Genomic DNA, 12,708 nt, shown 5'->3' with positions numbered 1-12,708 from the left:
AACTCGGCCGGGTTTCGTTCCCCGCCGGCCGGGTCCGAAGCGGACCACCTCTTTTCCCTCCCCGAAACGTATAGCCGAGTGACATGACGATCACGGTCACGGTAGCCGACGTCCACCAGATGACGCCCGACGTCAAGCAGTTCAGGCTGGTCGCCGACGACCACACCTTCGAGTTCCGGCCGGGCCAGCACACCCACATCCACTTCCAGGACGACGACGGCGAGGAAGTCGAGCGGCCCTACACCGCCATCACGCAGCCAGGGACCGGCCAGATCTGTCTGGCCATCAAGCGCTACGACGACGGGACGGCGTCGGTGTGGATGCACGACCGTTCGCCGGGCGACGAGATCGAGATCGACCCCGTCGACGGGAACCTCTACGTCCGCGAGACGGCCCGTGACGCCGTCTTCGCCGCGACGGGGACCGGCATCACGCCGATTTTCCCGATGGTGAAACAGTACGCGCGCGAGGGCGAGGGGCAGGCCCACCTCGTCTTCGGCGAGCGCGACCAGGACCACCTCATCTTCCGCGAGAGCCTCGACCAGCTTCGTGCCGAGAACGAGAACCTCGCCGTCGACTACGTCCTCTCCCGGGCGGAGGAGGACTGGCCGGGACGAACCGGCCACGTGCAGGACCACCTGCCCGACGCGCTGGACGCGGTCGACCTCGACGCGGCCGACTGCTACGTCTGTGGCGTCCCCCAGATGGTCGTCGAGACGGCGGACCTGCTGGAAGACGAGGGCGCCGACGAGGAGCGCATCTTCACCGAGGGGTGGGAGGCGGACGCCGCTGAGGAGTAGACGGGATCTAGGTCTTCGATTCGACGTCCAGACTCGTCAGGTCGTCCGGCGCGTCCTGGTCCATTCCCCTGATCGCGGTCCGACTATCAGCATCGCTCCGCGCCAGCGTCTCGCCCAATCGTGCCTGTCTGGCTTCGGGCAGCGTCCACATCGGCGTCCATCTTGCGCTGGACGCGCCACAACCGAACCGCCGCGCCGGCGGTATCTGCCTGGCTGATCACCGCTTCGCTGGCGTCGTCGCTGGCCAGCAGAATCCGCGCTGCGACGCGAGCCTTGCCCGCCTCTTTCGCGTCGCTCATCCGCGAGAGGGCCCGGAGCGCCCGGGTGTCGGCGAGCCGGTCAGCGATGTCGCCGGCGGTGTCGGTCTGTTACTTGCAGAAAACCACCGCAGACCGACGTGACGTCGTTACCGCCGACCGGCACCCTTCAGCAACTCGATGTCGTCGATCGGCAGCGTCGTCAGTGACTCGTCGAACAGGTGCTCGTCGGTCCGGTCCTGCACGACGACCAGTTTTCGTGTCAGTGACCCGTCTGCGAATGCCTCTTGTGCGTCGGCGACCAGATCGTCGGCGTAGTGGTCTCGCCACGCTGCCTCGTCGAGTGCCGCGTCGACCCACTCGTCGGAGAGAACTTGACCCGCCTCCCGTTCCGGAACGTCCTCGGCGGTTACCTCTCGCCCGCCCGGGTGGTAGATCCGCCCGGCAATCACGGGCGAACCGTCGTCGTCGCGTTCCAGTTCGAACAGCCCGACGTCGCTCGTGACCTGCACGTTTCCAAAGTCGACGTCGAGTTCCACGTCTTCGTGGGGAATATCCTCCTTGAGTAAGACCTCTGGGAGGCGGTCAGAATCGATCGAGACATCGAGTCCGTGCCGCCGTGCAAGGACGATATATGCACAGACATCGTGCAGAACGTACTTGTTCGGGTCGTCCGGGTCTGGTTCCTCACCCGCGAAAAAGTCGTGTAGCTCTCTGAGCGCTGCTTCGGTTGCTGAGGCAGATTCGTCGAGGAGCGCCTGGTAATACCTGGGAATTACCTCCCAGTACTGACTCTTATCCGTTATCACATCAAGCACATCGCGCAACTCGTCGAGGAACGTCGCCGCTCGCTCGTCGCCGAGAACGAGTGCGGCGTGAACCTTCATATCGTAGTATTGCGCGGGACTATCTGGATAATCCGAGGCGAACTCGTCGAGATAACTTTCGTCGACCTCGATAGCCTCGGTCGCGATTTCGGTCAGGAGCGATTCATCTCGACTGAGTAAACCGGCGTTTAACGCTCGGAAGAACACGCGCGGTTCGCCTTCCCAGAGGATGCGTTCACGAATATCGCGCCGCAGGCGGGTGGCACGGATCTGTTCGAGATAGATTCTCGCCGCCTCCCCGAAGCAGTTGCGGGCGTCACGTACCACTCCGAGCAATGCTGCACCCGTTGCGAGGCGGTTGTACTGTTTTCCGGTGTTGCGGGTGATATTCGTCACGCCATCAATGGCAACCGAACCATCTCGCCACAAACCGGTGTTGAAGTCGAGTTCCGCTCGGGCATCCTGAATATACTCCCTGAGCTCGGCTTCTGTAAACGTCACTTCGTCACACCTCCCGTCCTAACGACTGTGACATCGTCGAATCCGAAATCCGTGAGGCCTTTCGTGATTGACTTGCCCGAGGAAGCATCTTGCACGACGATTGCTTCTTTGCGGTAATCATTACTTCGGATTGCGCCTTTTACTTCTGTGTATTCGTCGAAGCTACCCTCGTCAATTTCATCGTCGAAGGCGTCTTGGATCCATTCGTCCTCCATCTGCCGGTGGTCGCCCCGGAAGGAGTCGAACATCCCTTTGCCGGGTGTCGAACTCTTTCCAGTGAACTTGACCTCGGTAATGACGTAGTTGCCGTCTGCATCCTTTGCGATGACGTCGATCCCGGCGTCTGTACCGCCTTTCTGCTCCGCGTAGACGACATCCCACCCGTCGCGTCGTTCGATGAGTTCCGGCGCGATGTCCTCTTCGACGACGTCCGCACCGATATCCTGGTTATTCATCTCGCGGATTTCGTCGAGCGAGTAGTCGCTGTTGCTCGTGTAGAATGATTCCCCATCCCCGGGGTAGCTCATCTCTACGTCGATGCCGTGTCTCTGGCCTTCGATGATCAGTTCGCCGTCGGTCTGTCTGACGGCCGTGATACTGTCGAGGTCGTCGGTAGCTTTCAGTGCGCTCTGGTCGCCGTCGCTGCGGAGCAGGTCCGGAACTGACCCGTTCCCAGCCGATCGTCGAATTTGTGACTACAGGGCTGTCTCGCCGTTCTACAGAATCGCTTCGAAGGCGACGTATTCCGAGGCGGAGGGCCGAATGTACCGCGTCGTTACTTACTCGGCAAACCCGAAGTATTCACGGAGCTGCTCGCGTCCATCAGTGAATGTCTCGTAGTCCGTGGGGTCGGGGCTCGCGACGAGCATGATACCGCCGTCGTCCAGTTCTCGCCGCTCCCACGCCGGCGCCTGGAGTAGCCACTCCCGCCCGTACTCTGCGACCATCTCGGGCCCGAACAGCATCAGCCAGCTTATCTCGGCGATACGGTTCTCGGCGAGACTCTCGTCGGTCATTGGTTTGTCCAGGCCCCAGTCCTCGCCGACGCTGCCGACGTGGTTCGTGTCGAACCCGTACGCATATCGGGCATCCACCGCTGCATGTACCATTTCGACCATTGACAGCAACAGTTCGATTCGTGCATGACCGTCTTCGTGACCCACGAGGTCATCTTCTGACACATCCATCGCGACGGCTACTTCTGCTGGAAGGGTATACCACGACGAGTCCGGTTCGTGATACATCAGGTCGACCCCAAATGACCCCGCATCCCGTTGACCGATCATATAGAGACACTCGTCATCCCTCCCCCAGTCAGCCTCGAATCCAGCTTGTTCGTTTACGTACCGACGTAACGGCTCAAGCGACGAGGGCGAAGCATCCTTTCCGACGAGGAGATCGATCTCAATTCGGTCACTCATAGGTAGTCGATGATCTCACGAGACGTTCCGTGCACTTTCCAAGCAGTCATCCAATTGAGAGCTCGATGTCGTGTTCGATGGCAAAATCGTGCAGTATTCTGACACTGCGCAACTTCCCGTAGACGCCTAAGAAGACGTCGTCGGTCGGCTCGACCAAGGCTTTGTCTCTGGGATGGACTTCGGTTGCCAGTTCGGCGATGTCCTCGTCTGGGTCGACGTAGTCCTCAATTTCGATCAGAAGCTCCGCGATCAGGTCCCGTAGTTTCTCCTGCTGCGCACCGGCAATTTCGTGCTCCGGCTCCGGAGCGCCACCGTTTCGCGGCGCGCCGAGTAACTCAACTATTCGCTCGCCATCGACGCCGAGTTCCTCAGAGACGAGCAGGATTTGCTTCGTAAGTGTCCCGTCGATCTTGATCGCGTCCATGACTGGTGGGTCGCGTTCATATCGCTTGTCGGCGAGGGGACCATACGGATCGAGTTCTGTCGTAAGTCGTCGGCCCATTATGTGCCACCGTCCGAGCAATTGAACGAATGCACGCGTCTTGAAGAGTTTGGGTCATAAATACCATCTCCCAAACCATCGCCGGACCTTCGGTTGGTATCTCGTTTTTCAGTATCTGTCGTCACTTTTGCCTCGATTTGACAACTAGGTTCTGTCAGTCCTCTTCAGCACTTGAGCCATCTAGATTACGACATACTAGAGGATCCGTTCCTCGATAACTTGTTCGATTCCGCTCACGTCATCCAGTTTGTGTAACTGATCGACGAGTGGTTCGATCGCGGCGAGGTCCTCAGCATCGGACACTGCGCCGGCCAAGTTAGCGAGAATCTTCAATTTAGAAATCTCGATGTCCATCTCCAGAACTTTCGTCACGACGTTTTCGTCAGTGGGCGCATCAAGCTCCACGAATTCAGGCGGAACGTTGAGGCGGATGAGCGGTGGATATGGCTCTTCATCGACACCGATCTTATCGGGTAGATCTCCAATCGGATCCCCTTGATGATCGATTCGCCGCCGGAGAAATTCCCCGCTATCGAGTTCCCAGAGCGCATCCTCTTCGACTTTAACTCGGACCAGCTGGATATCGTCGTTCGTAAGATTGCCTTCGACGTTTTCTCGGTGGATAACGACGTCAGTACCCAGTGCACCGTTATCGAGGTGCAAAAACGGATCGGCGATATCCTGTTGGTCTTCTTCGAGTACTTCGCGACTTTTCCCCTCCAACAGGTACGAATCGGTTGAAACCGACGGTCTGGTGGTTGGATCTACTGGGTTGTCTGTCTTAACAACCATTACGTGGCCGCTATCTAACTCTTTCACCATCCAGGCTGGAGCCTCTAGCACACGTTCTCTACCACCTAACTCACCCACCGTAGATTTTGAGAATACAGTCACCCAAAACATCCGTGAGATACTCTTGGCGATCGGCCGCTCCGAAGGTCGTAATCCGTTATCGGGTTCTGGTCCGACATTCAACATACTCCAAACATATTCCGGTTGAGTCACGAGGACGATCTCCTCTATTAGCCCTAATATCGCCTCGACACGGTCTTGTACTAGTGAGCGCGTGCGCTTGTTTTGATTTACTTGGACGTTCGTATCCAACGACATCGTAGAGAACGTGAGGAGGATTCTGGGTTCGGACCAGTCCCAGTTGTCCCCCCGATTGAATCTGATATTTACGTCCGTGACATCGTCGTACTCTAGCGTAATTTGATCTGCCGAGTCATCTGGATGCGACGAGATAGTGAATCCGATAGCTTGCCCTCGTGGACGAATCTGACTAACGATATCCTCTGGCACGGCATCGGTATGGTAGCACACCCAAATTGAATCGTCTGACATGGTTTAGATTACAGAGAGTCTAGATCATCAATGTGCATTATCTGAATCTCAGCGTCAGGGTAGTCCGATTCAATATTTTCTTTTACGGACTGCAGTACATCTGAACTCTGGGGATCGCCTTTAGTTGCTATCACAATATCATCTCGAACTTCTGCGTATTTCTCCATTTTCGTGGTCAGTTCATCGATCTCACTGTCTTTCGCGTACTCGGGGATTTCGGTGTAATCTCTGTTTTTCACTTCGATTCCAGTACCGTCTTCGAGATCGATGTCGACGTCAGTAGTTCCTTTCGACGTGTCAATATCATTGTCAAGTGACTTTATCACCGTTCGTTCGTTGTCCAGGATATTAGTTGCTGCATCAACCTCACCATCCAATCCTTGAAGAGCAGATAGATCGTCGTGGGTTATTTCGACAGGGTCATTCTTGTTTCGGGTACCGTGTTCGATTGCTTCTCTGAGGCCGTCGACGTCCTCGCGAGCCAGACGTTCTAGATCGGATTCGACATCACTCACTGAACGTGTATGACCACTCTGACGCCTGTCGTACGCATCAAGATTGGCCAGTAGATATTCCTCTTGATCATCGCTGAGATCAAGCCCTGTAACCGAGTCTGCAATACTATCACACGGACTGTTGCAAACGTTTGCTCTGAGGACGTCACCGTCGCTGCCTCCGCTCCGAGTGAGATACCGGACTGCAAGGTCGCGACCATCGGGTGTCTCCCCGAGCGTATGGATATTTGCGTCGTCAACAGTTTCGAGGACATCCGCTCTCTGTCTCGTCGTGTAATCTGCGTCAATAACCGTTCTGAGCGAGGCATCATCAAGCCGTGCACCTCCTGCAGCAGCGCTGTCTCCCTTAATTCGAATGATTTTGCCAAGCTCCGCGCGACGATTGGCGTCCAACTCTGCGTACTTCGGCGCCAACCCGGCCCGCACTCTGGGACCGACGTCAAGCCTTGTCAGATCGTCCAGCGCGTCCTGGTCCAGCCGCCGTGCGGCGCTTCTCGTGTCGGCGTCGCCACGGGCGAGCATCCGACCCAGTTCCGCCTGCCGAGCCTCCGGCAGCGCGTCCACGTCGGCGTCCATCCCGCGCTGGACGCGCCACAGTCGCACCGCCGCGCCGGCGGTATCTGCCTGGCTGATCACCGCTTCGCTGGCGTCGTCACTGGCCAGCAGAATCCGCGCTGCGACGCGCGCTTTGCCCGCTTCCTTCGCGTCGCTCATCCGCGAGAGAGCCCGGAGCGCCCGGGTGTCGGCGAGCCGGTCAGCGATGTCGCCGGCGGTGTCGGTCTGCTTGATCGCCGTCTTGGCGGCCTTGCCGACGCCCGCGCTGAGCACCAGCTTCGAGACGAACCCGATGGCGTACCCCTTGTACCAGTTGCGCTCGTAGGTGTCGTACAGCGCCGGATGCTCCTTCTCCTCCAGCGAGCCGTAGGGGTTGTTCTGGGCCTGTTTCTGCTCGAACTGGTGGATGAGCCCGTCGATCAGCGGGCCGAGGACGTCGAATCCCTGTTCGGAGACGATGTTCCACATCGCCGCCATCCCGTCGACGAACGCGGTCGGGTCCTCGATGAACGTCGCGAGGTCCGCGAACACGACACCGAGGCTCGCGGAGAAGCCCGAGACCAGCCCGAACGAACCGGCGGTCCCGTGGTCGAATATCGTTCCCGTGTAGAGCTCTCCCGCGATGGCGCCGTAGAAGTTCTCGCGCTGGACGCCGACGACGCGGCGACTGTTGTCGTTCGCGTCCGTGCTCCGGACGTACACCGTCGCACCGAGGGTGACGTCGCCGACGGTCTCGGAGACGTCGCCGACCGCGTCGACGGCGGCGCTCCCGAAGGAGACGAACGTCGATTCGACGCTGCTGGTGTCGACCTCCTCGGTCGTGAGGGCCTTGTCGGTGTACTCCAGCGTTCCGAGCGCGGTGGTACCGTCGTCGGTGAGATACGGGTCGTCCTCGTCGAACTCTCGCGTCATCTCGACGCTGTCGCCCTTGACGAGCGACGCGCTCGCAACGCCGGCGTCGTCTTCGATCCGGACCTGGACCCAGTAGGTCGTGTCGAGGCTCTCCTTCGGGATGTAGTAGCCGGACTCGTCTGTCTCGATGTCCGGTGGCCGGACGTCGTACAGCGTCGGGTCGCCGGTGCCCTCGACCTCCGTCTCGTCGTCGATGCCGTCCCCGTCGGTGTCCGCCCTGGTCGGGTCCGTCGCCAGTGCTCGTTCCCGGCTATCGTTGAGCCCGTCGCCGTCGGTGTCGGACTGCCACGGATCGGAGTACACCGAGTTCGTCTCGTAGGCGGCGTCGATGGCGTCGGCGTCTGGCTCACCCTCCTCGAGGACGCGCCGGGTCGCGTCGCGGTCGGCCGTCCAGAGGACCTCAGTCGGCTCCGTGGTCTCCGTGTAGTCGTCCACGCCATCCCCGTCAGTGTCCCGCTCGGTCGGGTCGCTGGTCGGATCGAGGTAGATGTTCGTGGAGACGTTACTGAGGTTGTAGCCCGCCTCCGTCATCGTCCGAACGATGCTCCGGGCCTGTCGCCGCTCGACGGCCGAAGCGTCACTGTTCGGATCGAGCCGCTCGGTCAGTTCCTCGAAGCTCGTCGCCCGTCCGAGTTCCTCGCGGTCACTGAGCCCGTCGCCGTCCGTGTCGTCGTTGTACGGGTCCGTCTGGACCAGGCCGAGGCTCGTCGGGACGCCACGCCGCTCGGCCACGTCCGGAATCGTGTCCCCGTCGGTGTCCTGGGCGCCGATGTCGTCGGCGACGCGCGAGAAGACGTCGGGCAGGTCGCTCGCGCTGTCGACGTAGGTGTAGTTCCCGCCCGTGGTCTGGGCGATGTCCTGCAGTTTGTTCCCGTCCGCGCCGCCGAAGCCGATGGTGTAGATGGTCGTCCCGCGTTCGGCGGCCGTCTCGGCCTCGGCGCGGCCGCCACTGCCCTGCCCGTCGGTCAACAGGACGGCGAACTGGGCGCGGGAGTCGTTGCTCCGGTCGGCGAAGTGCTCGTTGGCGGCGCCGACGCCGGCCCCGATGTTCGTCCCACCGTTGGCGTCCAGGCGCTCGATAGAGACGTTGACCTTGCCGAAGTCCGTCGTCAGTTCCTGGTCGACGTGTGCGTCGCCGTCGAAGTCGACGACGCCGGCGCGGTCACCGTCGACGAGCGCCCCGACGAACTCTTTGGCCGCCTGCTTGCGGAACTCCTGGGGATCGTTCCCGGACATCGACCCCGACGAGTCGATGATGAACGTCACGTCGATGGGCTGTATCTCGTCCTCGCCGGCGCTCTCCTCCGGTCGCTCTGCCGCGTAGTTCGCCGCCCAGTTCCGGACGTCGAACACCACGAACCGGGAGAACTGTTCCGTCTCGCCGGTGACGGTGTCGTTGGCCGCGTCGACGGAGCTGTTCAGCGGTTCGAACAGGTTCAGCGACTCGTTGTACCGGAAGACGACCAGGTCGGACTCGTTGGTCTCGCCCAGCTCCGACTCGTCGTAGGAGAACGTGACGTTGGCCGAGTCGAAGGAACGCTCCGATTCGAGGTCGACGATCGAGGAAACCTGGGCGTCGCGGATCTGGTCGCGTTCGAACATCTCCTGGGAGCCGTTCTCGACAGTGACGCCGCTCGCGACGTCGCCCCCACCGGACAGCGAGACGTTCACCCCGAGGGTCTCGTTCGACGTCGTCGTCGTGTAGGTCGCGTCGCCGTCGACCACGCCGTCACCGTCGGAGTCGGGTGACAGCGGGTCGGTCCCGAGCCGGACCTCCTCGCCGTCCAGCAATCCGTCGTCGTCGGTGTCCGGGTCGGTCGCGTTCGTCCCGAACTCGAGCTCCCGGGAGTCGTTCAGCCCGTCCCTGTCCGCGTCGGCGACCTGCGGATTCGTCCCCGCTTCGTACTCCTGGCGGTTCGTCAGGCCGTCGTCGTCGACGTCCCACTCGTCGTCACGGACGCCGTCGTCGTTCGTGTCTGCCTGCCGCGGATCGAGTGCCCCGTACTGGATCTCGAACCTGTCCGGGAGCCGGTCGCCGTCTGTGTCGCTCGCGAACGGGTCCGTTCCGAACCGCCCCTCGTGATAGTTGGTGACGTTGTCCCCGTCGAAGTCCTCCAGCCCGTCGATGACGCCGTTGTCACCGACGTCGGCCGCGACTTTCGGCGAGTCGCTGTCCGGATCCTGGGGATCCGTGTGGAGAACTTCGGTCTCGAACGTGTCGGGGAGGCCGTCGCCGTCGAATCGAACGACGTCGTACCCGACGTTTCCGGCACCGTCGTTCGGAGCCGCGTGACCGTTCGATCCGCCTCCCCGGGCGTGGTCGGGCTTGCCCCTGTTCTTCTCGCCCTTGTCCTTCTCGCCCTTGTCCTTCTTGTCCTTGTTCTCGCTGTTCCCTTTGTTTCCGGCGTGGTCGGGCCTGCCCGATTTCCGGTGGGAGGCTCCCGATTCTTCGACGGAGACGTTGACCCGGGTGATCCGATCCTCGAGCGTGACGTTGACGGCGAAGGTCGCGTTCGCGTGCGTTCCGGTGCCGTTGATCGGGACCGTCTTCGTCCGCTCGTCACCGACGGTCACGGTCGCGTTCGAAAGATCCGACGAATCCGCGTCGACGACGTGGCCGCGGAGTTCACCAGTGAGCGGTTCGGAGCCGTTCCGCTGTGGATCCCCGCGCGTGTCGATGACGACGACGGGGTCCGTCGCCGCGTCGATCCTGTTCAGCGCCTTCGTCGCCTGCTTCCAGGCGACCCGGTACTGGCGTATCGCCGCGGCGCGCGCTTCCATGTCGTCGGCCGCTGCTCCGTCGAGGTGCTTCGCGGCGCGCTGATGGGCCCGTTCCGCGTTGCGGATGTGTGCGGCCGAGCTCTTTTCGGTGCCCGTGTGGAGCCTGTCTCGCGTCCGGTTGAGCGCCCACTGGGCGTGTTCGATGCGCTCGGCCGCGGTCTCGTTGTCCGCCGAGACGACCAGCTCTGCCGCCAGGACGTCCATCTCCTGTCGCCGCTGGTCGCCGTGGAGTTCGAGCGATTCGACGGCCGCCGCGTCGTGCTCGAACGCGCTCGCGTTGGCGACTGTCTTGGGCCCCCTCGTGTGCGCCAGCGACCTGTTAAGGTGCTCCAGGGACTCCCGGTTGTGGCCGTGTGCGTGCGTGCCGTTCAGGACCAGGGTCCGGGCCCACGTCTTCTGGAGACTCGGACTGCCCTCGAACAGCGTGTTGGCCGCTTCTGTCCCCAGGACGGTCCCGTTAGCCGCCTGGACGTTCCCCGCTTCGCCCAGACCGCCGACTACTCCGCTCTGGTCAGTTTCGACGGCGATGACTGGCGTGACCGTCCCCGTGAGCAGCAACACGGCCAGTGCGACCGCGAGCAACTGATTCGACGCTCCAGCTATACTGTTAGCATCCCCACCCATTTTTCTACCATCCACAATCCGAATTAATTACTTATAGATTTCTAATTTCAACTCTCTGGCGTCGGAATCAGAGCTGGTCGTTCGAATGGGAGGAAGACACAGCGCCAGCTACAGCGGAGGCGCAGTCCCAGTACGTGAGCCAGAGGCGCCGCTCAGGACTTCGAACAGTCGGTCCACGTCCTGGGAATCCCGACGCGACAGGTATCGAAGCGCCGCGTCCGGGCGGAAGCAATACGCCGACGAGCGGGGGACGAAATACCGCTCACGCCGGCGTGAGACGCCCGGGCCCGACGACACGGCTCCTCCGTCCACGGAGCGCCCGTTACCGCTGGTCGAGGGCCTCGTTCGCCAGGTCGTCGGCGCCCTCGTTCTTCGAGCGCTTGACGTGGCGGATCTCGAAGTCGTCGAACTCCTCGACCAGGGTGCGGGCCTCCTTGTACAGGGGAATCAGGTTGTCGGCGCCGACGTTGTACTGGCCCCGTACCTGGCGGACGACGAGCTGGGAGTCGCCCTCGGCGATGACCTCGGTGTAGCCCTTCTCGAGGGCGCTCTCCAGGCCGCGGATCAGCGCGGTGTACTCGGCCTCGTTGTTGGTGGCCTCGCCGATGTACTCGTGACCCTCGACGCCGTCGCCGTCCGGGAGGACGCGATAGCCGATACCGGCCGGACCAGGGTTGCCGCGCGACGCGCCGTCGAACTCGACGATCGTGGTCATACGGGTACCCTATTTCGACGGCGTAAATATCTCACTGTATTCGCGCGACGGGGAGGGTATCCGTCGAGCGTGCTCGCTGGACTCGCGGGCCCGCTCTCGTGTGAACGCGGTGGCGCCTGCCGCCCGGCGTGGCCGAACCGGGTCCCGGGAGAACACGAACCTAAAGGGCGCTCCGGGCGAACCAGTGCCCATGACCACGCCAGACCTCTCGGGACGGACCGCACTCGTGACGGGCAGCGCGAAGGGCATCGGTCGCGAGCTCCTCCTGGCCATCGCGGACTGCGGCGCGGACGTGGCGGTGAACTTCCACAGTAGCGCCGAGGCCGCCGCGGACGTCGCCGAAAGCGCCCGCGAGAAGGGCGTCGAGGCGACGGCGGTCCAGGGCGACGTCACCGACCCGGACAGCGTCGACGGGATGTTCGCCGCCGTCGAGGACGAACTCGGGACCGTCGACGTCCTGGTCAACAACGTCGGCGCCTTCGCGCCTCAGCACTGGGCCGAGATGGACCTCGACACCTGGAATCTCGTGCTGGACACGAACCTCACCGGAACCTACCTCTGCTCGAAGCGGGCACTCGACGGCATGCGCGATCAGGAGTGGGGTCGCATCGTGAACATCGGCTACGCCTCTGCCGAGCAGAGCATGGTCAGCCCGAAGAACTTCCCGTACTTCGTCGCCAAGAAGGGCGTCCTGATGTTCACCCGGATGCTCGCCGGCGACACCGACGACGACGGGATCACCGTCAACGCCGTCTCGCCGTACGTCGTCGAGAACTCCGACGAGTTCCCCGCCGACCTGCCCCGCGACCGGCCGGCGAGTTTCGAGGACATCGCGGCCACCGTCCTGTTCTTCCTCGGCGACGACGCGGCGTACGTCTCCGGCGAGAATATCGAAGTCGACGGCGGCTGGTTACCCGAGAAGGTGTAAGGCTCGGTGCCCGAGGTGGTCGCCGG

Annotated in this window: 10 protein-coding genes; 2 read left to right on the top strand and 8 right to left on the bottom strand. The window is 61.9% G+C overall.

The features are described from left to right. Window positions 1-83: 83 nt before the first annotated feature. Entirely contained in the window at window positions 84-800 is a 717-nt protein-coding gene (locus BM337_RS09430) for a ferredoxin--NADP reductase (protein ID WP_089816280.1), read from the top strand. A gap of 86 nt (window positions 801-886) precedes the next feature. On the opposite strand, the gene BM337_RS09425 is transcribed toward BM337_RS09430, so the two are convergent. From BM337_RS09425 to BM337_RS09385, 8 genes are all read right to left on the bottom strand, one after another. Continuing rightward, window positions 887-1,099 (bottom strand): hypothetical protein, encoded by a 213-nt coding sequence (locus BM337_RS09425; protein ID WP_089816278.1) that lies wholly within the window; start codon window positions 1,097-1,099, stop codon window positions 887-889. 107 nt (window positions 1,100-1,206) lie between these two features. Next, on the bottom strand, window positions 1,207-2,385 hold the full coding sequence (locus tag BM337_RS09420) for an Imm49 family immunity protein (RefSeq protein WP_089816276.1): 1,179 nt from the start codon (window positions 2,383-2,385) through the stop codon (window positions 1,207-1,209). Then, entirely contained in the window at window positions 2,382-2,912 is a 531-nt protein-coding gene (locus tag BM337_RS09415) for a hypothetical protein (protein ID WP_089816274.1), read from the bottom strand. Before BM337_RS09415 ends, BM337_RS09420 begins: the two co-directional genes overlap by 4 nt. A 252-nt stretch (window positions 2,913-3,164) precedes the next feature. Continuing rightward, window positions 3,165-3,806 (bottom strand): hypothetical protein, encoded by a 642-nt coding sequence (locus tag BM337_RS21600; protein ID WP_245778641.1) that lies wholly within the window; start codon window positions 3,804-3,806, stop codon window positions 3,165-3,167. A gap of 46 nt (window positions 3,807-3,852) precedes the next feature. Continuing rightward, the gene (locus tag BM337_RS09405) at window positions 3,853-4,308 is read right to left on the bottom strand and encodes a hypothetical protein (protein WP_177227386.1); all 456 of its coding nucleotides are present in this window, start codon (window positions 4,306-4,308) and stop codon (window positions 3,853-3,855) included. A 195-nt stretch (window positions 4,309-4,503) separates the two neighbouring features. Further along, window positions 4,504-5,151 (bottom strand): hypothetical protein, encoded by a 648-nt coding sequence (locus BM337_RS20570; RefSeq protein WP_143117686.1) that lies wholly within the window; start codon window positions 5,149-5,151, stop codon window positions 4,504-4,506. A 509-nt stretch (window positions 5,152-5,660) separates the two neighbouring features. Next, the gene (locus tag BM337_RS09390; protein WP_089816267.1) at window positions 5,661-11,039 is read right to left on the bottom strand and encodes a vWA domain-containing protein; all 5,379 of its coding nucleotides are present in this window, start codon (window positions 11,037-11,039) and stop codon (window positions 5,661-5,663) included. A 322-nt stretch (window positions 11,040-11,361) separates the two neighbouring features. Beyond that, a complete protein-coding gene (locus BM337_RS09385; protein ID WP_089816264.1) occupies window positions 11,362-11,754 on the bottom strand; it encodes a ribonuclease HI family protein in 393 nt (130 codons plus the stop codon). 190 nt (window positions 11,755-11,944) lie between these two features. Between BM337_RS09385 and BM337_RS09380 the strand changes: the two genes are divergently transcribed. Next, window positions 11,945-12,682, top strand: coding sequence for an SDR family NAD(P)-dependent oxidoreductase (locus BM337_RS09380; RefSeq protein WP_089816262.1), 738 nt, complete (start codon window positions 11,945-11,947; stop codon window positions 12,680-12,682). Window positions 12,683-12,708: the final 26 nt, after the last annotated feature.

This window comes from Halomicrobium zhouii, from assembly GCF_900114435.1.
GTDB classification, from domain to species: domain Archaea; phylum Halobacteriota; class Halobacteria; order Halobacteriales; family Haloarculaceae; genus Halomicrobium; species Halomicrobium zhouii.
The sequence above is the reverse complement of the archived record's forward strand: the minus strand, read 5'-3'. Positions and strand labels throughout refer to the sequence as shown.